Genomic DNA, 17,618 nt, shown 5'->3' with positions numbered 1-17,618 from the left:
CTCAGCCGCGGATGCCGAGCTTTTTGATCAGGTCGGAATAGCGCTGCTCGCTGTTGCTGCGCAGGTAGCTGAGGAGGCGCTTGCGGCGGCCGATCATCTTCAGCAGACCCTGGCGGGACGAGAAGTCATGGATGTTGCCCTGCAGGTGACCACTCAGCTTGCTGATGCGCTCGCTCAGCATCGCCACCTGAACTTCCACGGAACCGGTGTCGGTGCCATGGGTCTGGTGAGCGTTGATTAGTTCCTGCTTCTTGGTGGTGTCGAGCGGCATGCGCGGCGTCTGGCCCTGACGGTGCAAACAACCAACTTACTGCCCCGTGGGACACCCAGGTCTCAGGCCACGTCGCGGGAGAGATAGCGCAGGCTTTCCCGCAGCCAGGCGTCGCCGTCCTCCCCAAGTTCAGGGCCCTGTGGGCTGATCGCCCGCAGGGCCCGGTTGATCTCCAGGGCTTCGTAGCCGAGCGCCGAAAGGGTGAGCTGAACCTCTTCCCGAACGCCCGCGGCCGGCCCCTCTCCGCTGTCGCTGACCTGCAGATCGTCCGACTGGCTCAACTGCAGGCTTTCCCCGTAGCGCTGCTGGAGCCGGGTGCGCAGTTCCACCGAGAGCCGCTCGGCGGTGCGCTTCCCCACCCCCGGCGCCTGGCAGAGCTGGCGAAGATCGGCCTGCACAATTGCGCGCACCAGCTCCTCGCAACTCAGTTGCCCAAGCAGCCCCAGGGCCATCTGGGGGCCGACGCCGCTGACGGCCACCAGTTCGCGGAAGAGATCGCGCTCATGGCGTGCACAGAAGCCATAGAGCGTCCAGCTGTCCTCGCGGATGACCTGGTGGACATGCAGGGCGGCCTCGGTGCCGTTTCCTCCGAGCTGATCCCAGTGGCGACGGGGCATCTGGACCTCGTAGCCCACCCCTGAGCAGACGAGTAGGACCCCGAATCGGTTGTTCAGGTGCCAGCGATCGGCGAGTTGCCCTTGCAGCCAGCCGATCATGGGGAGACGCTTACTGCCCGCCATGCTGCCCGGTCTGACCGCCCAGGCTGATCGCCTTGCACCACTTTCTCGCCTGTTGACCTGGGCTTTGGCCCTGCTGTTGTCAGCCGTGTTGGCCCTCGGGCTGGGTGGATGTGGCGGTTCTGGTCAGCCCCCCCAGAAGGTGCTGCTCTCGGCCCTTGCGCTGCAGATCGATCTCACCCAGCGCTCCATCGCCGATGCCCTGACCCTGGATGCTTCTGGCCCACCCCAGGTCAGCCGGGTGCGGGTGGAATCCCAGGAGAGCCTCCCCATTGGCGGCGGCAAAGGCATCCATCTCACGGGGCGGTTTGATTGGCGGCTGGCCGGGGATCCCATTCGCGTCGATAGCGCCTTTGACCTGTATCTGCAGCGCGGTGAGCGGGGCCAGAGCTGGCGCTTGGCCCGGCCCAGTGGCAGTGAGGACGGCGCGACCCAGGACTGGTTGACCTATCCCCTTCCGCTGAAGGGTGAGCAGAGCTAGGCGGCTGGGCGTCGCTGCGGTTTCAGGCTCAGGAGCGTTGCGGCCAACACGAGCACTGCGGCCGTGGTGGTGTCGGGGTCGAGGGGTTCCTGGAAGAGCAGCCATCCCCACAGGGCAGCCAGCGGCACCTGGCCGTAGCTCATGGCCGTCGCTCGCGCCGCTGGCATCCCCAGTAATCCCTTGGTGATGCCGATCTGGCCCAGCTGGGTGAAGACCCCAACGCCGATTAAGGCCAGGAGTTCCCAGGTGCTTGGCCAAACCGGCTGCAGCAGCACCAGTGGCGCCGTCAGCACCAACCCCACCAGGGGGAAGTAAAAAACGATCACCAGGGGATGCTCGGTGCGGCCAAGGGCACGCACGCTGACGTAGGCACAAGCCGACAACAGCGCTCCCGCCAGGGCCAACAGCACGCCCCCCATGGGTAAGGGCGTGGCCTGAACCTGCAGTAATCGACTGCCGAGGGGCCCAAGCAGGCCCATGAGCTCCATCGGGTTGCTGAGGATCAGGACCGCGAGCCAGCCCAGCAGCGCGGCGATCCAAACCTTGGCCCCGAGTCTTTCCTTCAAGAGCAGCCAGGCCAGCAGTGCCGTGAAGGTGGGCTGCAGGTACTGAAGGACCGTGGCGGGTGCCAGGGGCAGTTGGGCCAGGGCTGCGAAGACGCAGAACAGGGCCCCCGTGCCGATGGCGCCCCGCAGGATCAGCAGCCCTTTGCGCTGTCCCCAGGGATCGAGACCGGCCTGCCGCAGCATCGCGACACTCAGCACCAGGCTGATGGCGGAGCGAGCCATCACCACCTCGGCCACAGGGATCCGGCCGCCCAGCGCTTTGACGCAGACCCCCATCAGGCTGAAGCTCAGCGTGCTGGACAGCATCCACAGGCCAGCCCTGCCATCCTGGAGCGTCACTTGCGCCCGGAGCGTGTCAGTCCCTCGCCTCCATCCCCGCACGATCGAGGCCGTTAAAGAGCGCGCTGACATCGTCGATGTGGTGGGCGAGCACGTTGTGCTCAAAAAGAAGGGCAGGGAATTCGTCGGGGTTTGCCCCTTCCACGACGACAAATCACCGTCGATGACGGTGTCACCGGCCAAGCAGTTCTACTACTGCTTCTCCTGTGGCGCCGGCGGCAACTCGATCAAGTTTTTGATGGAGTTGCAGCGTCAGAGCTTCAGTGACGTCGTCCTGGAGTTGGCGCGCAAGTACCAGCTTCCCGTGGAGACCCTGGAGGGTCCTCAGCAGGAACGGCTGCGGCAGCAGCTCTCGCGCCGGGATCAACTCCACAAGGCCCTCTCCCTGGCCGCTGGATGGTTCCGCTCACAATTGCGCGCTCCGGAGGGCGCCGCGGCCCTTGACTACCTCAAGACCAGCCGTGGTCTTGATGAGGCCACCCTTGAGGCCTTTGGTCTGGGCTATGCCCCGGAGCGATGGGATGGTCTGCTGAGCCATCTCCAACAGGTGGAGGGACTCAGTCCTGAGCTATTGGAGGCGGCCGGGCTGGTGGTGCCACGCCGCGGCGGGGATGGCTTCTATGACCGCTTCCGCCATCGGGTGATGGTTCCGATCGCGGATCGCCAGGGCCGAATCATTGGCTTTGGTGGCCGCAGCCTCGATGGCGGTGAGCCGAAGTACCTGAACTCTCCGGAGACGGAGGTGTTTGAGAAGGGCAAACACCTCTTTGGCCTCGATAAGGCTGTCAATGCGATCCGCAAGGCCGATCGCGCGGTCGTGGTGGAGGGCTATTTCGATGTCATCGCCCTCCATGCCGCGGGCATCACCAATGCGGTTGCGGCCCTCGGGACAGCCCTGAGCAATCAGCAGATCACCCAGCTCTGTCGCTGCTGCGACGGCAAACGGCTGATCCTGAACTTTGATGCCGATGGCGCTGGTGTCCGGGCCGCCCAGCGCGCCATTGGCGAGGTGGAGCAGTTGGCCCTGCAGGGGCAGCTGGAGTTGCGGGTTCTCCACCTGCCGAGCGGCAAGGACCCCGATGAATTCCTCAAGCAGCACGGCGCAGGGGACTACCGCTCCCTGCTGGATCAATCCCCCCTCTGGCTCGATTGGCAGATCGACCAGGTCCTGCACGGCTGCGACCTCAGCAAGGCCGACCAGTTCCAAAAGGCGGTCACGGATCTGGTGGCGCTGCTGGGCAAGCTGCCCGCCAGCGCCGTTCGCTCCCGCTACCTCCAGCAGGTGGCCGAGCGCCTCAGTGGTGGCCAGGCGCGGCTCGCTCTGCAGTTGGAGGACGACCTGCGCCAGCAGGTCAAAGGTCAGCGCTGGCATGGGCGCTCCCGCCGCTGGGAGCAGCCCGGTGAGGCGGGCCTGCGGGAGCGGGCCGAGGCCGAGGTCCTGCGCCTCTATCTCCACTGCCCGGCCTATCGCGGTCCGATCCGCGCTGAGTTGCGCCGCCGCGAGCTCGATGACTTCGCCATCGCCCATCACCGTCAGCTCTGGGCGGTGATCAGCTCCCTCGAGGAAGACAACCTCGGTGTTGGCCGGCTGGAGGCGATCAACCGTGGCAGTGAGGCCGGTTCCGATCTCGCGGACCTCGATCTGCCGCGGTTACTGAGCGATCAGCTGCTCTTGGCGGATGATCCCGACTCAGGACTGCCAACGGAATTGCTCGCCCGCCTGACTCCCCTGCTGGAGCCCAGCGACGTTCAGCGACTCGCCCTCAGCAACCCATCCTTGCAATTGCGTGGTGCCACGGCAGCCCTCGAGCGGCAGCGCAGCGTCAAACGCTGTCGTCACCTTCTGGATGCCTGGAGCAGTCAACGACTGGAGACCCTCGAGCGCTGTATCGCCCGTCTGCTCGATGACAGCCAGCAGCCGGATCCTGTTCCCCAGGGCGCCAGCCAGGACATGGAGGCCCGCATTGAGGCCATGTTCGCTGAACTCAACAGCGATGCCCTGCGCTTTCAGGACCTCTATTACAACGAGCGCAAACACATCGATCACCTCGATTCCCAGCGTCGCGCCAGTTTTGAGGACGTGATTGTCCAGGACGCCCAACCGGCCTAGGGCCGCCTGTTCTTTCCCTACAGCTCTGCCATTTCCGCTTCAGCGCTGCTATCACCAATCTGAACCGTTCCGGCTCTTCCCCTGACTGACGCCCGTTTGCTCGTGACACGCGCTGCTGGTGTGGCCGTTTTGAGCGGCAGCACCCTGCTTTTTGCTGCGCCTGCTTCGGCGCAAAACATGGTGGTTCAGATCATTCAGAACCAGTGCGCCAGGGCGATGAATGCGGACTTCAAGGCCGCTGGCAAATCCCCGCCGCCGGGCATGGTTCAAGACACCTGCAACTGTGTGGCCCAACGCATCGAGCAGCGCGATTCCATTGAGGAGGCCAAAGCCTTCTGTGTGAAGCAGAGCACCGCCAAATACGGCGCCGTTTGACGGCCTAGCGAGCCCAGACGGTGGGCAGGTCGCTGAGTCGCGTGGTGGCGGCCCTGGAGAGCTGTTCCCGTCGCATCAGCCAAGCCGGCTGCAGGCCGCAGGCGGCCCATTGCACCGTTCCGCGGCCATGGCGGCGATTGAGCCGATCGATGCTGGCCATGAGCGCCTCCCGCCGCTGTTGCTCGGCGCCACTGAGCGGTTGCAGCAGGTGGTGTTGCAACTGCGCCTCGGGCTGCAGCTCCTGCAGCAAAATTCCCGCCTTGGCGAAGCGCTTGTAGGGCCGGTAGAGGCTGGAGATCATCTGGCTGGCGGCCCGCAGTAGAACCCCGGTGTCGTTGCTGGCGAGGGGCAGGCTGACGCTGGCGGCCTGGCTGTAGAAGCCTGGGGCAAAGGGACTGGTTCGTGCGAAGACCGTGAGCCGTCCGGCCCGTTGCCGTTGCCGCCTCAACTTCTCGGCGCCGCGGCTGACATAACTGGCGATGGCCTGGCGCAGTTCCTCTTCGGTGGTGACGGGCCGGCTGAAGCTGCGGCTGACGCAGGTTTCCTGTTTGTCCGCTGGTTGCTGCTCCAGCGGCAGGCAGCTGATGCCCTGCAGTTCCAATTGCAGGCGCAGACCCACCACCCCGGCTTTGGCCCGCAGTTCTCCGCTGGGCATGTCCCTGAGTTGCTGCGCCGTGCTGACACCCCGTAGCCGGCACCAGCGGCTCAGGCGTCGGCCGACCCCCCAGATCTCCTCCACCGGGGTTTGCTCCAGCCAGGCGGTGGTCTCCTCGGGTCGACTGAGGTCAAAGACACCAGCGTGTTGCCGTTCTCCCTTGGCGATGTGGTTCGCCACTTTCGCCAGCACCTTGCTGTTGGCCAGGCCGATGGCAATGGGCAGCCCCAGGTTGTGGCGGATCCGGCTGCGCAGGGCACTGGCCCAGGGAAGAAGGTCACCGCTTTTGGGCCTCGGCAGACGAACGAAGGCCTCATCGATCGAGTACACCTCCAGCTCGGCGACGAAGGGCTCCAGGCTGCTCATCAGCCGTTGGCTCATGTCGCCGTAGAGGGCGTAGTTGGAACTGCGCACGACCACGCCGTGCTGTTCCAGTTGCTCCGCGATCTGGAAGTAGGGCTTGCCCATGCCAATGCCGAGTTGCCGGGCCTCGCTGCTGCGGGAGACCACGCAGCCGTCGTTGTTGGAGAGCACCACGACGGGGCGCCCCAGGAGCGCGGGATCGAAGGCCTGCTCACAGCTGGCATAGAAGTTGTTGGCATCGATCAGCCCGAGGGCGTCAGCCATGGGTGGCGAGGCTGTGAATGGCGTGGATGGCGACACCCCAGATCTGCACATCGCCGCAGTGGTGCAGCTCCAAGGGGGGGTAGGCGCTGTTGGCGGCTTCGAGCCGCAGCCGCCCTTGGTGGCGGGCCAGGCGCTTCAAGGTGAAGGCGCCGTCGAGCACGGCCACCACGACATGGCCCGGCCGGGCCTCGAGGCTGCGGTCCACCACCAGCAGGTCGCCGTGCTGGATCCCGGCCTCGACCATCGAATCACCGCTCACCCGCAGAAAAAAGGTGCTGCTGGGGTGCCGGATCAGGGTCTCGTTCAGGTCGATGCCGACATCGATGTAGTCGTCGGCGGGGCTGGGGAAGCCGGCGGCCACGGTGCTGCTGGCCAAGGGAAGCGGCCGCCGCGGGCGCTCGTCCCGCAGCCCGCCGATCAGAACAACAGGGACCGACACGCACGCACCCGACACACCCCTTCAGGATAGTTCAGGTGTACCACTGGGGTTGATGTTGCCGTCTCCGTCCCGGATGGTCAGGGTGGTGGTTGTGCCTGTCCCTGGATCGATGGAGCGATGGATTCGCCGCCTGCGCCGGCCGGCTCACTCGCTCGTCGCCGCTCTGGCGGCTGCGGGACTGGGCGGGCTGACGGCTTCGCCTCTGCGGGCGTGCACCAGCTTTGTGCTGCGCGGATCCGATGGCGGTCGGGTCTATGCGCGCACGATGGAATTCGGCCAGCCGCTCAACAGCCAGGCCGTGCTGATTCAGCGGGGTACGCCACTGCGGGGCAATGGCCCCGATGGAGGGCAGGGCAATGGTCTGGCCTGGACCAGCCGCTACGCCGTGGTGGGCCTGAATGCCCTGGGACTCAAGGATGTCGTCCCCGATGGGATGAATGAAAAGGGCCTCGCCGGCGGACTGCTGTATTTCGCGGGCTACGCCAAGTTTCAAACGGTCCCGCCGGGGCAGACCCAGCGCTCCATCAACAGCGCGCAGCTGCTGACCTATGTGCTGACGAACTTCGCGAGCATCGCGGAGGTCAAGCGCGGCTTGCCCAAGATTTTGGTGAACGGCGCCAGCGTCCCGGCTTTCGGTGGACCGCTGCCGATTCACATGACCCTGCACGATCGCAGCGGCCAGAGCCTTTCGGTGGAATACATCGACGGGGTGCTCAACCTGATGGACAACCCCACGGGTACCTATACCAACGATCCGCCCTTCCCGTATCACCTGGCGGCAGCAGGGAACTACGCCAATCTGAGCGCGATGCCACCGCCGGAGATGCGCATCAACGGCTTGGCCTTGCCCCCGGCCAGTACGGGCGCAGGTCTGCATGGCCTACCCGGAGATTTTCTGGCGACCTCCCGCTTCATCCGGGCCCTGACACTGAGTCGTTTCGCGCCCACCAACCTGAGCAGCCAGCAGCAGGTGGGGACGGCCTTCCGAATCCTGGGTCAGTTTGATTTGCCGCCGGGAAGCGTGCAGTTACCGCCCGGGGGCGCCTTTGGGGGCGCCGGTGCCACGAGCACCTATGAGATCACCGAGTGGAGTGTTGCCGCTGATCAGCAGAACCTCGTCTATTACATCCAGACCTACGACAATCCAGATCTGCGCAGCCTTCGCTTTGATCGCCTGCCCTTGGATGGGGGAACGATTCAGGTGATGGCTTTGGATCAGCGCCCTCAGATCACTGAGCTCCGTCCCTGAGTCCCAGGGGTTGGTCTCAGCTCTCCTCGTCCCCTTCCAGCAGAAACTGCTGGAAGGCCACATAGAGATCCTGTTCTTCGCTGTTGGCGGGGCGCCGGCGCTGCTGATTGGGCCGGAGTTCCTGGGGTTTGCCCTGGGCTTGCAGGCCACCAGGGCTGCGGTTGGTTTGGCCTTGTAGGGATTGCAGCTGCTCCCGTTGGGCGGCTTGCCGTTTGCGCTCTTGATCGGCTTCCGCCTGGCGCAGGCGATCCATCAGATGGGGGGGGACCGTCCCGTCTTGGCTGGCCTTCATCAATTCCCCGAATAGCGCCTGGGGATCGGTCTCGGTCTCAACGCGATGGCGTTTGGCGGAGGCCCGCTTCGTCTCGACGCTGGTCTCGGGTTTGGGAAGGGGCTTGGGGAGGGAGCGGCCGAGTTCTTGCAGGCGCTCCAGGCTGCGGGCATCGAAGCTCATCAGCTGCACTCAAGGGTGTCTTTGGTGACGCGACCGGTCACGGGGTTCGTGCCGCTGGCACTGGCGCAGAGGGTTTTCAGGACATCACCGCGGAAGGGCACGTTGGTGAAGTCCGCCCCATCGATCAGGACGTCCTTGAAGCGGGTGTTGAAGGCAAAGGCGTTCTCAAGGACCGCATTGCGCAGGTCCGTTCCCTCGAGGACGGCCGAGTCGAGGGTGGCGTCGCTGAGGTCCGCTCCGGCGAGGTTGGCGTCCTGGAGCTTGGCGCCGTAGAGGCTGGCGCCGCGCAGGTCGGCCCCGTGGAAGTCCGCTTCCCGCAGGTTCGTCAGATTGAAGGTCGCGCCATGCAGGTCGACTCCGGCGAAGTCGTGGCCGATCAACACCTGCTTGGCGTAGTCCATCGCCGCCTGTGCGGGTTGCGCCACAAGGAGGATCAGCGCAAGCAGCGCTGAGGACAGCAGGGACCGGAAGAAGCGACGCATGGAGGAGAGCCGGTGCCTGGCAACCCTAGGCAGGCTGTCTGGGTGGGGACGGTTGGTTGTTCTCCTAACCTCACGACCCTCTCGTTTTTGGTTCACTGAGCGGAACGGGTCGAGCGATCGACCGCCAGTGCAGGCCCATGGGCAACCCGATCGACCGCGATACGTTTTTGGCCCGGGCCAGGGCGCGCTTCGGGGAGCGCTACGACTACAGCGGCATCCAATACAGAAGTTTTAAGTCGCCGATCAAGATCCGCTGCCGGGAGCATCCGGTCCGTCAGATCTCGATCACGCCCGAGCGTCACCTGGTGACCACGGGCGGCTGCAAGTACTGCCTGCGGCAGCTGCGCGGTCAGCTGCCATCCGCAGGGGAATCCTGAGGGGCAGTGCTGGCTGCAGGCGATCGGACGTTCTCCTTCACAACGGCAGGGCCACTGGGCTGAGCAGCGGGCGCTGCGGCTGCTGCAGGCCGCTGGCTGGCGCTTGCTTGAGCAGCGCTGGTGTTGCCGTTGGGGTGAGCTCGATTTGCTGCTCCACAAACCTGGGCGCCTGCTGTTGGTGGAGGTCAAGGGCCGATCCCGCTCGGGTCTGGACGCCTGGGGGATGGCGGCCCTAAAGCGGCCGAAGCGGTTGCGGCTGGAGAGCAGCTTGATGCTCTGGTTGCAGCGGCATCCGCAGTATCAGGACTGCCACTGGGAATGGATCTGTGCCTTGGTCCCACTGCCCCCAAGCCGCCGGCCTGTGCGTTGGTTGCCTTGGCGCTGAGTGAAGCAATGTGGACGTAGGCCTGCGCCCGTCCTCTGATGTCCTTCGCGGCCCATCGCGCCCGCAAACGTTTTGGCCAGCACTGGCTGAAGGACCAGTCCGTGCTCGATCGGATTCTTCAGGCCGCTGCGTTGACCGCCGCTGACACGGTCCTCGAGGTGGGCCCGGGTCGAGGAGCCCTCACCGAGCGGCTCTTGGAGTCCTCCGCCCGCGCGGTCTGCGCCGTTGAGCTGGACCGTGATCTGGTGTCGGGCCTGCAGGAGCGCTTTGGTGCGAATCCGCGCTTCTCGTTGACCGAAGGGGATGTGTTGGCGGTGGAGCTGCCGGAGGCCACCGCCGTGGTCGCCAACATTCCGTACAACATCACAGGGCCCCTGTTGGAGCGCCTGGTCGGACGTCTTGATCGCCCAGCGCTGCAGCCCTATCGCCGTTTGGTGCTGTTGGTGCAGCAGGAGGTGGGTGAGCGGATTCGGGCCCGTCCCGGCAGTAGTGCCTATTCCGCCCTGAGTGTGCGGATGCAGCTCTTGGCGCGCTGCAGCACGGTCTGTCCTGTGCCCCCTCGCTGCTTCCAACCGCCGCCGAAGGTCATGAGTGAGGTGGTGGCCCTGGATCCCTTAGCGCTCGAGCAGCGACTGGATCCAGCCCTGGCCAAAACGGTGGAGATGCTGCTGCGACGCTGTTTCGCTGCCCGCCGCAAGATGCTGCGCAACACCCTCTCGGGCCTGGTGGAGGCTGAGCAGTTGCAGAGCCTGACCGAGTCCGCGGAGATCGGTCTGCAGCAGCGTCCCCAGGAGGTGGCACCAGAGCGTTGGGTGAGCCTGGCGGCGGGCTTGAATCGGCTCATCCCGGACTCGACGCAATCTCGCCATGGCTGAGCTGCAGGTCAGCGCCCCCGCCAAGATCAACCTGCATCTCGAGGTGCTGGGCCTTCGCCCTGACGGCTTTCACGAGCTGGCGATGGTGATGCAGACCCTGGATTTGGCCGACACGATCAGCCTCATCCCGACGGCTGATGGAGCGGTGAGCCTGCGCTGTGATCGCTCGGACCTGCCGACCGATGGCAACAACCTGATCGTCAAGGCGGCTGAGTTGCTGAAGCAGCGGGTAGGGCTGCCCGAGCTCGGTGTGGCAATGCACCTGACCAAACGCATCCCCATTGGGGCAGGGCTGGCGGGGGGCTCGAGCAATGGTGCGGCGGCCCTGGTGGGTCTGAACACGCTTTGGGGCTGTGGGTTCAGCGCTGAGCAGCTCTTGGCGATGGCCGCTGAGCTCGGCTCGGACATGCCGTTCTGCCTGGATGGCGGCACCCAGCTGTGCTTTGGCCGGGGCGAGGTTCTGGAGTCCGCAGGCCTGCCGGAGCCCCCTGCACTGGGGGTGCTGCTGATCAAGCATCCAGAGTCCAGCGTCTCCACCCCCTGGGCCTACAAGCAGTGCCGGGAGCAATTTGGAGCGGACTACCTCTCGACTGAGGCCGACTTTGAGCAGCGGCGCCAGGCCCTACGTGAGGCAGCGTTGTTGCAGGGATTGAGCGGCGGAGCGCCCCTGCCGGTGATCCGCAATGACCTCCAGAGGGTGGTGGAGCCGGAGGTGGCGAGCGTTCGGGAGGGATTGTCGATCCTGCGGCGGGCTGAGGCGGCCGCTGCGGTGGCCATGAGCGGCTCAGGGCCAAGCCTGTTCGCCTTGTTCGTCGACCGGGACGCCGCCGAAGCGGCGCAGCAGCAGTTGGCCGCTCCCCTGGCAGCCGCTGGCTTTGAGTCCTGGGTGTGCCGCTGCACGGGCTCTGGTGCCACGCTGGTCTGAACGCAGCACCATCCACCCCGCGTGAGTGAGACCCAAAGCGACAGCAAAGACCTCGCCAGCGCCAAGCAGAAACCGCGCAAGGGGCCGATCAGCTTCTTGAGCGGCTCCCTGACGAGCTTTGGCTTCGGCTGGCTTGCGCTGCAATTGGCCGGGAAGGTGGTGGGCTACTACGCCGACCATCCGCCCCAGTACGAGGCCCGCTTTGCCCAGAGCATTGCGGTCTTTATGAAGACCCTGGTGGTGGGGATGACCTTTCTGGCCACCTTCACCTTTGCCTTCATTGGATTGGGCCTGTTCCTGACATTTATCCGCAGCCTCTTACCGGGCTGGGAACAGGCGGAAGAAACCCCCTAGCCTTTGGCCACGGGCAGCCTGACGACGACATGACCGGCCACGACCTACAGCTGCTGGTGCTGCTCCTCTCACCCGGAATGCTGTTGTCAGTGTTGTTGTTGCTGACCTTCGCCGCAGGCGGTTGAGATAGGTTGGCCCCACCCCGGTCCAGTGCCGGACCCGCTTTTCAACCGTGGCAGAGACCCTTCTCTTCAACGCCCTGCGTGAGGCCATCGACGAAGAGATGGCGCGTGATCCCCATGTCTGCGTGATGGGGGAAGACGTCGGTCAGTACGGCGGTTCCTACAAGGTCACGAAGGATCTCTACGACAAGTACGGCGAACTGCGGGTCCTGGACACCCCGATTGCTGAGAACGCCTTCACGGGCATGGCCGTTGGTGCGGCGATGACGGGCCTTCGCCCGATCGTTGAGGGCATGAACATGGGCTTCCTGCTGCTCGCCTTCAACCAGATCTCCAACAACATGGGGATGCTCCGCTACACCAGCGGTGGCAACTTCACGATTCCCACCGTGGTGCGCGGCCCTGGTGGTGTGGGCCGTCAGCTGGGCGCGGAGCACAGCCAGCGTCTCGAGGCCTATTTCCACGCGGTTCCCGGCATCAAGATCGTTGCCGTCAGCACCCCGACGAATGCCAAGGGCCTGATGAAGGCGGCGATTCGCGACAACAACCCCGTGCTCTTCTTCGAGCACGTGTTGCTCTACAACCTCTCTGAGGACATCCCCGAGGGCGACTACACCTGCGCCCTGGACCAGGCCGATCTGGTCAAGGAAGGAAGCGATGTCACGATCCTCACCTACTCCCGCATGCGTCACCACTGCCTGAAGGCCGTGGAACAGCTGGAGAAGGAGGGTGTGAGCGTGGAGCTGATCGACCTGATCAGCCTGAAGCCCTTCGACATGGAGACGATCTCCCGCTCCATCCGCAAGACCCACAAGGTCCTGGTGGTTGAGGAGTGCATGAAGACCGGCGGCATTGGCGCCGAGTTGATCGCCTTGATCACCGAGCACTGCTTTGACGACCTGGACGCCCGCCCGATCCGTCTCTCCTCCCAGGACATCCCCACGCCCTACAACGGCACCCTGGAAAACCTGACCATCATTCAGCCGCATCAGATCGTTGAAGCGGCCAAAGCCCTCAAGGCTGGCCAGGTCTGAAATGGCACGTCAACAGGGGTGGTTTGCCCTGATCTTGGCCCTGGCCTTCGCAGCCGGGGCTGTTCTTGCTTCGTTCCCACTGCAATTGGGTCTCGACCTGCGCGGGGGCAGTCAACTGACCCTTCAGGTCCTGCCGGCTGGTGCGATTCAGCGCGTGCAGAGCGAGCAACTGGAGGCCGTTAAGGACGTCCTGGACCGGCGCATCAACGGCCTGGGGGTGAGTGAATCCACCCTTCAGACCATTGGCGACGATCAACTCCTGCTGCAGCTGCCGGGTGAACAGGACCCCAGCCGTGCCGCCAAGGTCTTGGGCACCACGGCCCTTCTGGAGTTCCGCGCGCAGAAGCCAGGCACTGAACAGCAGATGAGCGGTCTGCTCAAGCTCAAGCGCCAGGCCCAAGCGGTTCTCAACCTGCGCCGCTCCAAGGATCAAGGTCAAACCCAAGCGGTCGACCTTGATGCCGATGGCCTGGCACAGCTCCTCAAGGACGCCGGCGTCAGTGCCCCTGCCGGCAGCACGGAGACCGAGCAGCTGGAGTTGTTGCTGGCGGCGGTCAACACCAAGATCGTCGACCTCTACGAGCCGGCCGCCCTCACCGGTAAGGACCTCACGGGTGCCGGGCGTCAGCAGAACCAGGCCGGCAGCGCCTGGGATGTCACCTTGAGTTTCAACACCGAGGGGGGCCGTAAGTTCGCCCAACTCACCCAGAGCATTGCCGGTAGCGGACGCCTCCTTGGCATCGTTCTCGACGGCCGCTCCATCAGCGAAGCGAGTGTGGGGCCGGAGTTCAAACCCGCCGGCATCAGCGGCGGTGCCGCAAGCATCACGGGCAACTTCAGCGCCGAAGAGGCCCGCGACCTGGAGGTTCAGCTCCGCGGTGGCTCACTGCCCTTGCCGGTGGAGGTGATCGAGCAGCGCACCATTGGCGCCACTCTCGGTAGCGAGAACGTCCAACGCAGCCTTCAGGCTGCCCTGCTGGGCTTGGCCTTGGTCGCCGTCTTCATGGTCGTCGTCTACCGCTTGCCCGGCGTTGTGGCCGTGGTTGCTCTGGCGCTCTATGCCCTGTTCAACCTGGCCATGTATGCCCTGATCCCCGTCACCTTGACCCTGCCAGGGATCGCAGGCTTCATCCTCTCGATCGGGATCGCTGTCGACGCGAACGTTCTGATTTTTGAGCGGGTCAAAGAGGAGTTGCGACGCGGGAACACCCTGATCCGCTCGATTGATGCGGGTTTCTCGCTGGCCTTCTCATCCATCCTTGATGGCCACATCACCGGTTTGATTAGCTGCGTGGCGCTCTTTGCGCTTGGCACTGGCTTGGTGAAGGGCTTTGCCGTCACCTTGGGCATCGGCTTGGTGCTCAGCCTGTTCACGGCTTTGACCTGCACCCGCACCCTGCTGCGTCTCTTGATGGGGTATCCCGCCCTGCGCCGCTCCAGCTACTTCTTGCCCCAGTCCCAGCTGCCAGCCCAGGCCTCCTGATGTCCGATTCCTCGACCTCCGTGGCCGCCACCGCGCCCCGCTTTCGCATCAGCCGCATCCGCCGCCAGGGCTGGCTTGCTTCTGGTTTGGCTGTCCTGCTCAGTCTGGTGGGGATGGCCTTGTGTTGGAGCAACCCCCGCATCGCCGCTCCCTTGAAGCCCGGTTTGGATTTCACCGGTGGAACCCAGGTGGAGATTCAGCGCAGCTGCAGCGGAGCGGACTGTGCGGGACTTAAAGCCGCTGAGGTGCGTCAGCAGTTGCGCATGCTCACGCTGCCGGAGGTCGGTGGTCAAGCGGCTCCCCAGCTGGTCAATGCTGGAGTGCAGGTGCTCGACCGCGGTCGTTCGGTGGATCTGCGCCTGCCGGACCTTGAGCCCGAGCAGACCCGGGCCCTGATCGAAGGTTTGGCCCCGGTGATTGGCACGGTGAACCCCCAACAGGTTGCGATCAACACCATTGGACCCACCCTTGGCTCCCAGCTGCTCAAAGGAAGCCTGATTTCCCTGTTGGTCAGCTTTGCTGCGATCGCGCTCTACATCAGCTTTCGCTACGACGGGGTGTTTGCAGGCTTGGCCCTGCTCTGCCTGGCCCACGACATCGTCATTACTTGCGGGGTCTTCGCCTGGTTGGGACTGATCAGCGGCATTGAGGTCAATTCCCTGTTTGCCGTGGCGTTGATCACCGTCGCGGGTTATTCGGTCAATGACACGGTGGTTGTCTTCGACCGCATTCGCGAGCAAAAAAGGGCTCTTCAGGGCATGAGCTTGCAGGAACAGGTTGATGTGGCGGTGGATGCCACCTTGACCCGCTCGCTCTACACGTCCTTCACCACCCTGCTGCCGTTGGTCTCGTTGCTGCTCTTTGGCGGCAGCAGCTTGTTCTGGTTCGCCGTGGCCCTGACCGTTGGCATTGGCGTTGGCAGCTGGTCCAGCATCGGTATTGCACCCACACTCTTGCCCGTTCTCTCGCGTCGATGACGCGATCCAGGCGGTTCTCTGTGCCATGGGCCCCGGTGGCGTTGGCACTCCTTGCCCTCTGGGATCTGCGCGCTGAGCTTCAGCTCCTAGCCGAGCACTTCACCTGGATCAGCTTGTTGATGATTCCCCGCTATCACTTGCTTGCGGTCACGGTCTTGATCTTGACCCCGAGCTTGATCCGCCAGCGGCGATAGCCCTAGGTCCACCGGTCCATGACCTGCTCCACCAGCACCCGTTGGGAGAAGACCTGGAGGACGACGACAAGCGGTAGGGCCAGCAGTACACCGGGTAGGCCCAGCAGTGCCCCCAGGCTGAGCTGCGCCATCAGCGCGACGGTGGGCAGCAGATTGACCGTTCGACTCAGGAGCAGGGGCGTGAGTAGGAACGCCTCGCCGTTCTGCAGCACCAGGCGAAGCACGATCACCTGAACGGCCAGGGTCGGCGAGATCAACAGCGACACAGCCACCGGTAGCAGGCTCGCCAGGGTGGGGCCGATGGTGGGCACAAAGGTCAGAAGGCCGCAGATCAGTCCGCTCAACAGGGCCAAGGGGACCTTCAAGGCTGCCAGGCCGGCCCAGGTCAGGAGGAACACCACCGAGGCCGAGAGCGTCATTCCCGCCAGCCAGCCCCCGAGGGCTTGGCGGCTTTCTGTCAGGAGGTTCTGCACCAGCGGCCGGCTGTGGGCTGGCGTCAAGGCCAACACCAGGCGTTGGTGACTGCGCGGATCGAGGACCAACAGGATCGCCAGCAGCCCCATCAACAGCAGCAGCACGGTGCCGCTGGCCGCTCCCCCGGCGAACCCAATCAGTTGGGCTCCAATGGGTTGCAACTTGTCGAGTGTGATCAGATCGGCGAGTCGACCTTCCAGACCCTCCAGGACGCTGACACCGCCCAGCAATTCCGAAAGGCGTGCAATCAGCGCTGGCACCAGCTGGGTCAGCTGATTGAGCTGCTCGAGCAATTCCGGCAGGAGTAAGTCCGTGAGTTGCCAGCTCAGAAGAGCCAGCACCATCAGCACCAGCAGGAGTGCCAGTGGCCGGCTGAGTCTCAGGCCTCGGCGCAACCAGCTCACGGGCACGTCGAGGGCGACAGCGAGGACGACGGCACCGAAGAGCACCATCAGGACCCAGCGCAGTTCCCAGGCCAAGAGCCCAAGAACCACAAGGGACAGCAGCAACAGCAAACTGCGTGGTGTCATCAGCGCTCAGCCATCGGGAGTTCCCAGCCGTTCAGAACGTCTTGGATCAGCACCTCGCGAACCAGGACCTGGAGGCAGACCGCCAGTGGCAGCGCCAACAGCAGTCCCAAGGGACCAAAGATCACCGTGAAGAAGAATTGGGCAATCAAGGTCAATCCAGGCAGCAACTTCACCTGGTGATGCATGACCGAAGGGGTGATCAGGTAGCTCTCGATGTGCTGAATCACCACATAAAGCAGCAGCACCAGCAGCGCTTTGACGGGTGAATCGAGCAGCGCCACGGACATCGGAAAGACCGTGCTCAAGGTCGGTCCGATGTTGGGAATGATGTTCAGCAGGCCAGCCAATAGCGCGTTGGCGGCCACCAGCTTCACCCCCAGTAGTGACAGGCCGATGGCGGCCAAGACGCCGACGCAGAGCGAGCTGATCAGCACGCCGGCCATCCAACTGCTGAGGGCCTCACCGCAGAGCGTGAGAACGTCCCGGAAGCGTCGCCGATAAAACGATGGGACCAGCAGGATCGCGATTTCCCGGTAGGCCTGGGGTTGGATCGCCACCATCAGGCTGACAGCGACCACAAACAGCAGCTCCACAAGCCCGCTGCCCAGGTTCCCTGCAATCCCAAGCAGCTTCAGGAACCCCTCGGTCGGGTCAAGGCTGCCGGACCCCTGGCTGAGCCAGCTCTTCTGCAACCACTGCAGCGCCTCGCGGCCATAGAGCATCTGACTGCTCTGATCCAGGGTGCGGCGTAGCAGCTGCATCGCCAACTGCAGGGCTGCTGGAAGCTGCCGCAGCAGTTCTTGGAACTGGGCAACAAACGGTGGGACCACGACGGCGGTGGTCAGCACCACCACCACCAGCAAGCCCCCCAGGCTGATGAAGAGCGCCAGCGGACGGTTGCAGCGCAAGCGCTCTTGGGTCACACCCACCAGGGTGCAGATGGCCATGGCGAGCACCACGGCAGCAAAGACGAGGACGAGGACCTCCCGCAGGGACCACAGCAGCACCAGCGCCGCTGCTGTGGCAATCAATCCGAGCCACTGGCCGAATCGCAAAGGGGGAGGCCAACTCGTGTTGTTTTAGCGCCGATTGCGGCGATTGAA

At 64.5% G+C, this 17,618-nt stretch carries 22 protein-coding genes; 13 read left to right on the top strand and 9 right to left on the bottom strand.

The window, feature by feature from the left end:
• Position 1: 1 nt before the first annotated feature.
• Together rpsO and ruvA are read right to left on the bottom strand one after the other, a co-directional pair.
• Positions 2 to 271, bottom strand: a complete 270-nt coding sequence (gene rpsO / locus QZ186_RS03630) for a 30S ribosomal protein S15 (protein ID WP_010316819.1) — start codon at positions 269 to 271, stop codon at positions 2 to 4.
• A 62-nt stretch (positions 272 to 333) separates the two neighbouring features.
• A complete protein-coding gene (gene ruvA / locus QZ186_RS03625) occupies positions 334 to 987 on the bottom strand; it encodes a Holliday junction branch migration protein RuvA (RefSeq protein ID WP_029626278.1) in 654 nt (217 codons plus the stop codon).
• A gap of 22 nt (positions 988 to 1,009) precedes the next feature.
• On the opposite strand from ruvA, the gene QZ186_RS03620 reads away from it, so the two are divergent.
• Entirely contained in the window at positions 1,010 to 1,489 is a 480-nt protein-coding gene (locus tag QZ186_RS03620) for a hypothetical protein (RefSeq protein WP_296415852.1), read from the top strand.
• On the opposite strand, the gene QZ186_RS03615 is transcribed toward QZ186_RS03620, so the two are convergent.
• Positions 1,486 to 2,361, bottom strand: a complete 876-nt coding sequence (locus tag QZ186_RS03615; protein ID WP_247478220.1) for an EamA family transporter — start codon at positions 2,359 to 2,361, stop codon at positions 1,486 to 1,488. The genes QZ186_RS03620 and QZ186_RS03615 overlap by 4 nt on opposite strands.
• Positions 2,362 to 2,407: 46 nt before the next feature.
• Between QZ186_RS03615 and dnaG the strand changes: the two genes are divergently transcribed.
• Positions 2,408 to 4,504: a DNA primase gene (gene dnaG / locus QZ186_RS03610; protein ID WP_247478222.1), complete on the top strand. Its 2,097-nt coding sequence runs from the start codon at positions 2,408 to 2,410 to the stop codon at positions 4,502 to 4,504.
• Between the two features lie 102 nt (positions 4,505 to 4,606).
• The gene (locus QZ186_RS03605) at positions 4,607 to 4,879 is read left to right on the top strand and encodes a hypothetical protein (RefSeq protein ID WP_296415851.1); all 273 of its coding nucleotides are present in this window, start codon (positions 4,607 to 4,609) and stop codon (positions 4,877 to 4,879) included.
• A gap of 4 nt (positions 4,880 to 4,883) precedes the next feature.
• Here QZ186_RS03605 and QZ186_RS03600 read toward each other — a convergent pair whose 3' ends face one another.
• Positions 4,884 to 6,161, bottom strand: coding sequence for a Y-family DNA polymerase (locus tag QZ186_RS03600; RefSeq protein ID WP_296415850.1), 1,278 nt, complete (start codon positions 6,159 to 6,161; stop codon positions 4,884 to 4,886).
• Entirely contained in the window at positions 6,154 to 6,600 is a 447-nt protein-coding gene (locus QZ186_RS03595; RefSeq protein WP_296415849.1) for a LexA family transcriptional regulator, read from the bottom strand. The genes QZ186_RS03600 and QZ186_RS03595 overlap by 8 nt, the downstream gene beginning before the upstream one ends.
• A gap of 109 nt (positions 6,601 to 6,709) precedes the next feature.
• On the opposite strand from QZ186_RS03595, the gene QZ186_RS03590 reads away from it, so the two are divergent.
• Positions 6,710 to 7,849 carry a choloylglycine hydrolase family protein gene (locus tag QZ186_RS03590; RefSeq protein ID WP_296415848.1) on the top strand — a complete coding sequence of 380 codons (1,140 nt, stop codon included), beginning with the start codon at positions 6,710 to 6,712 and terminating at the stop codon, positions 7,847 to 7,849.
• Positions 7,850 to 7,865: 16 nt separating this feature from the next.
• On the opposite strand, the gene QZ186_RS03585 is transcribed toward QZ186_RS03590, so the two are convergent.
• Both QZ186_RS03585 and QZ186_RS03580 read right to left on the bottom strand, forming a co-directional pair.
• Positions 7,866 to 8,303, bottom strand: a complete 438-nt coding sequence (locus QZ186_RS03585) for a hypothetical protein (RefSeq protein WP_296415847.1) — start codon at positions 8,301 to 8,303, stop codon at positions 7,866 to 7,868.
• Positions 8,303 to 8,785, bottom strand: coding sequence for a pentapeptide repeat-containing protein (locus tag QZ186_RS03580; RefSeq protein ID WP_296415846.1), 483 nt, complete (start codon positions 8,783 to 8,785; stop codon positions 8,303 to 8,305). The genes QZ186_RS03585 and QZ186_RS03580 overlap by 1 nt, the downstream gene beginning before the upstream one ends.
• Positions 8,786 to 8,922: 137 nt before the next feature.
• Between QZ186_RS03580 and QZ186_RS03575 the strand changes: the two genes are divergently transcribed.
• The 9 genes from QZ186_RS03575 (at position 8,923) to QZ186_RS03535 (ending at position 15,511) form a co-directional block, all read left to right on the top strand.
• Positions 8,923 to 9,162, top strand: coding sequence for a hypothetical protein (locus tag QZ186_RS03575; RefSeq protein ID WP_296415845.1), 240 nt, complete (start codon positions 8,923 to 8,925; stop codon positions 9,160 to 9,162).
• A gap of 13 nt (positions 9,163 to 9,175) precedes the next feature.
• Positions 9,176 to 9,547: a YraN family protein gene (locus QZ186_RS03570; protein ID WP_367268113.1), complete on the top strand. Its 372-nt coding sequence runs from the start codon at positions 9,176 to 9,178 to the stop codon at positions 9,545 to 9,547.
• Positions 9,548 to 9,585: 38 nt separating this feature from the next.
• Positions 9,586 to 10,422, top strand: coding sequence for a 16S rRNA (adenine(1518)-N(6)/adenine(1519)-N(6))-dimethyltransferase RsmA (gene rsmA / locus QZ186_RS03565; protein ID WP_296415844.1), 837 nt, complete (start codon positions 9,586 to 9,588; stop codon positions 10,420 to 10,422).
• Positions 10,415 to 11,347 (top strand): 4-(cytidine 5'-diphospho)-2-C-methyl-D-erythritol kinase, encoded by a 933-nt coding sequence (gene ispE, locus QZ186_RS03560; RefSeq protein ID WP_296415843.1) that lies wholly within the window; start codon positions 10,415 to 10,417, stop codon positions 11,345 to 11,347. The genes rsmA and ispE overlap by 8 nt, the downstream gene beginning before the upstream one ends.
• A gap of 21 nt (positions 11,348 to 11,368) precedes the next feature.
• Complete coding sequence (locus QZ186_RS03555; RefSeq protein ID WP_296415842.1) at positions 11,369 to 11,701, top strand: DUF3082 domain-containing protein; 333 nt, start codon at positions 11,369 to 11,371, stop codon at positions 11,699 to 11,701.
• A gap of 172 nt (positions 11,702 to 11,873) precedes the next feature.
• On the top strand, positions 11,874 to 12,857 hold the full coding sequence (locus QZ186_RS03550) for a pyruvate dehydrogenase complex E1 component subunit beta (RefSeq protein WP_010316850.1): 984 nt from the start codon (positions 11,874 to 11,876) through the stop codon (positions 12,855 to 12,857).
• A 1-nt stretch (position 12,858) separates the two neighbouring features.
• Positions 12,859 to 14,340 carry a protein translocase subunit SecD gene (gene secD, locus QZ186_RS03545; RefSeq protein ID WP_296415841.1) on the top strand — a complete coding sequence of 494 codons (1,482 nt, stop codon included), beginning with the start codon at positions 12,859 to 12,861 and terminating at the stop codon, positions 14,338 to 14,340.
• Positions 14,340 to 15,317, top strand: coding sequence for a protein translocase subunit SecF (secF, locus tag QZ186_RS03540; RefSeq protein WP_247478262.1), 978 nt, complete (start codon positions 14,340 to 14,342; stop codon positions 15,315 to 15,317). The genes secD and secF overlap by 1 nt, the downstream gene beginning before the upstream one ends.
• Positions 15,318 to 15,358: 41 nt before the next feature.
• Positions 15,359 to 15,511, top strand: coding sequence for a hypothetical protein (locus QZ186_RS03535; protein ID WP_232197291.1), 153 nt, complete (start codon positions 15,359 to 15,361; stop codon positions 15,509 to 15,511).
• 2 nt (positions 15,512 to 15,513) lie between these two features.
• On the opposite strand, the gene QZ186_RS03530 is transcribed toward QZ186_RS03535, so the two are convergent.
• Positions 15,514 to 16,515, bottom strand: a complete 1,002-nt coding sequence (locus tag QZ186_RS03530; RefSeq protein WP_010316859.1) for an AI-2E family transporter — start codon at positions 16,513 to 16,515, stop codon at positions 15,514 to 15,516.
• The gene (locus QZ186_RS03525) at positions 16,515 to 17,570 is read right to left on the bottom strand and encodes an AI-2E family transporter (RefSeq protein ID WP_296415840.1); all 1,056 of its coding nucleotides are present in this window, start codon (positions 17,568 to 17,570) and stop codon (positions 16,515 to 16,517) included. Before QZ186_RS03525 ends, QZ186_RS03530 begins: the two co-directional genes overlap by 1 nt.
• Positions 17,571 to 17,618 lie beyond the last annotated feature (48 nt).

The organism is Vulcanococcus sp. DEBay_Sum29NL08_54 (assembly GCF_017859255.1).
Lineage (GTDB): Bacteria > Cyanobacteriota > Cyanobacteriia > PCC-6307 > Cyanobiaceae > Vulcanococcus.
Note: the sequence above shows the minus strand (reverse complement) of the source record. Positions and strands in the feature narration are given on the sequence as shown.